The 2,753-nt window shown below is 69.2% G+C and carries 4 protein-coding genes; all 4 read right to left on the reverse strand.

All coding sequences use genetic code 11. The annotated features are described in order from the left end of the window. Nucleotides 1-900: Hpt domain-containing protein (locus tag OXS49_RS33065; protein ID WP_267428728.1), on the reverse strand; the 900-nt coding region annotated here is incomplete at its 3' end. Continuing rightward, nucleotides 897-1,268 (reverse strand): response regulator, encoded by a 372-nt coding sequence (locus tag OXS49_RS33070; protein WP_244006836.1) that lies wholly within the window; start codon nucleotides 1,266-1,268, stop codon nucleotides 897-899. The genes OXS49_RS33070 and OXS49_RS33065, both read right to left, overlap by 4 nt. A 1-nt stretch (nucleotide 1,269) precedes the next feature. After that, complete coding sequence (locus OXS49_RS33075; RefSeq protein WP_244006838.1) at nucleotides 1,270-2,133, reverse strand: CheR family methyltransferase; 864 nt, start codon at nucleotides 2,131-2,133, stop codon at nucleotides 1,270-1,272. Nucleotides 2,134-2,145: 12 nt separating this feature from the next. Further along, nucleotides 2,146-2,753: HEAT repeat domain-containing protein (locus OXS49_RS33080; RefSeq protein ID WP_267428729.1), on the reverse strand; the 608-nt coding region annotated here is incomplete at its 5' end.

Consider the following 2,753-nt stretch of genomic DNA (forward strand, 5'->3'; position numbering starts at 1 on the left):
CTGCCGGGTCGCCGGGCCGATGATGCCCAGCAGTGCCGCAGCGGCGGCCTTGAGTTCCGCCCGCGCCCCGGTCGCCACCAACGCCCGGGCACGGACGCCGAAATCGCCGAACACCTCGGCGGCGTCCTCGGGGCCCGCCAGGATGACGAGAGCGTCGGGGGTGATCGGGCTCAGCTGCACCTGATCGCTGACGTAGCGCAGATGCTCGGACAGGGCCTCGGCGGGGGCGGCGCAGAGCGCCTCGTAGCGCAGCCAGCTCAGGACCGGGTCGCAGAACTCGGGCGCGGGGACGGTCTCCCGAGGCAGCACGCGCACGCCGAGGAGTCCGGGCGCCTGCTCCACGAGGTGGGCCGGATCGTCGCCACGGAAGAAGCAGGTCTCGTCGGGCTCGTAGCTCCAGGCGACCAGAGGCGACCCCGACGCGTAGGCGGCCTGACGCGCGGCCTCGGGCAGGGCGCCGAGCCAGTCCGGCGCCGCCTCGCTCGCCACGGCGCTGGCCGCGGCCGCAGGACCACTCGCCTCAAGCCAGCCGCGCAGAGCCACAACCCGGCCCGACATCGCATCCGCGGCGTCATCCGGCAGGGCCTCGCGGGTCTCCAGCGCGTCGATCCAGTGACCGACGAGATCCAGGCTGTCGAGGAGCCCGTCCACGATCTCGGGCTCCAGGGCGAGCTTGCCCGCCCGGACCTCCACCAGCAGATCCTCGGCCGCGTGCACTAGGTTGGTGAGCGGCGCGATGTCGAACAGGCCGGACGTACCCTTGAGGGTGTGGACCGCCCGGAAGATTTCGTCGAGGGCCTCGGCGCTGTGCGATTTCTCCAGGGCCAGCAGGCCGCTTCCGGCACGCTCCAAGAGTTCGCGCGCCTCCGGGATGAACTGGGCGAGCAGGGCGTTGGTCACGGCACGACTCCAGCCATCACGGTGGCGACCTCGGTCAGCACCTCCGGGCGCACAGGCTTGACGAGGTAGAGATTGGCGCCTGCCGCGTAGGCACGCTCGCGATCCTGCGCGGCGCTTTCCGTGGAGATCATCACGGCCGGCACGGCCTGCAGCTCGGGCATGGTCCGGCCCTGCCGCAGGAAGGCGTAGCCGTCCATCTTGGGCATATTCACGTCGACCAGGATCAGGTCGAAGCTCTCGGCCACGGCCTTCTCCAGGCCCTCGAAGCCGTTCACGGCCTCCTCGACCGTGAAGCCGGCCTCTTCCAGCACGTCCCGGTAGTACATCCGCACGGTGGTGGCATCGTCGACCACGAGGATACGGGCCATCCTACGCCTCCGCGCTCAAAGGTTTCTGGTAGACGATCGCCTCGGTGAACTTGCGCAGCTCGAAGAGCGAGGAGATCCTGCTCATCGATTCCGAGTGGCCGAGGCAGACGAAGCCGCCGGGGTTCAGCGCCTCGTAGATCGTCTGGGCGGCGTCGCGGCGGGAGGCGTCGTCGAAGTAGATCAGCAGGTTGCGGCAGAACACGACGTCGAAGTTGCGGAACTGCCGGGTCGAGAGCGAATCCGAGAGGTTGACCCGCGCGAAGGCGATCGACTCGCGGATGTCGGGGATGACCTCGTAGGCGCCACCGACCCGCCGCGTGAAGCGCTCCAGCGTCGCCCTGGGCACGTGCTGGACCGCGCGGTCGCCGTAGAGTCCGCGCTTGGCCTGTTCCAGCACCGTGGTGTCGATGTCGGTGGCGACGATCTCGATGTCGTAGCGATCGACCTCGGCCCAGGTATCGAGGAGCTGGAAGGCGATCGAGTAGGGCTCCTCCCCGGTCGAGCAGGGCACGGACCAGATCCGCACCGTCTCGCCGGGCCGCTTGCGGCGGGTGACCTCGGGCAGGATCGACTGCACGAGACAGCGGAACTGATACTCCTCCCGATAGAAATACGTCTCGTTGACGGTCATCAGGTTGACGAGCGCCTGGAATTCCTGGCCGCTGGCCTGGAACCGGATGGTGTTGAAGTAGTCGCGAAACAGCGTCTGACCGGTGACCTGCATCCGCTCCTGCAAGCGCTTATCGACGAAATAGCGCTTGTTGTCGGCGAACATGATGCCGGTCTTGCGGTAGAAATAGTCGCGGAAGCGCACGAAATCGCTGTCGGCGACGACCGGCGTCGGCGGGTTGAAGGAATCGATCATGCAGGCCGCCGATCAGGCGATGCGGTGGCGTGCGGCGCGGGCCGCATAGGTGAGGAACGGCGCATCGGGAAAGCGCGCCGCCGCGGCCTCGATCTGCGGGATCATATCGGGTGTGCCGATCTCGGCCAGCACGTCGATGGCCGGGGCCACGACGTTGACGTGGTCGTCCTCGGTCACCGCACGGCAGGCATAGGTCGCCGCCGCGGGGTGGCGCAGGGACACCAGGATGTTGACCGCGAAGATGCGCCGATCGTTGTCGGGATCGGAGAGCGCCCGGTCGAGGGCGCCGATCACCGCCGCATCCATCTCCGACAGGGTCTCGATCGCGGCATTGCGCAGCCAGACATCCTCGGAGCCGAGCAGGTCGAACAGGCGCTCGGCCGCCGCCTCGGTGCCGATGCGGCCGAGCGCCAGGAGGATCGCCTCGCGGACGCTCTTGTCCGCCTCCCGGCCGAGCCGGTCGGCCAGCGGATCGACCGCGTCGGGATCGCCCGCCAACAGGTGAGCCCCCTCCCGGCGTTCGGCGGCCGTCGCGCCCTCCAGGGCCGCGCGCGGATCCCCGGCGGCGGGGGCCGGGGTTGGCGCGGCAGGTTGCTTGCGGACGAGGGCCATGGCGATCT

It is taken from the genome of Methylobacterium sp. GC_Met_2, from assembly GCF_026540795.1.
In the GTDB taxonomy this organism is placed as follows: domain Bacteria; phylum Pseudomonadota; class Alphaproteobacteria; order Rhizobiales; family Beijerinckiaceae; genus Methylobacterium.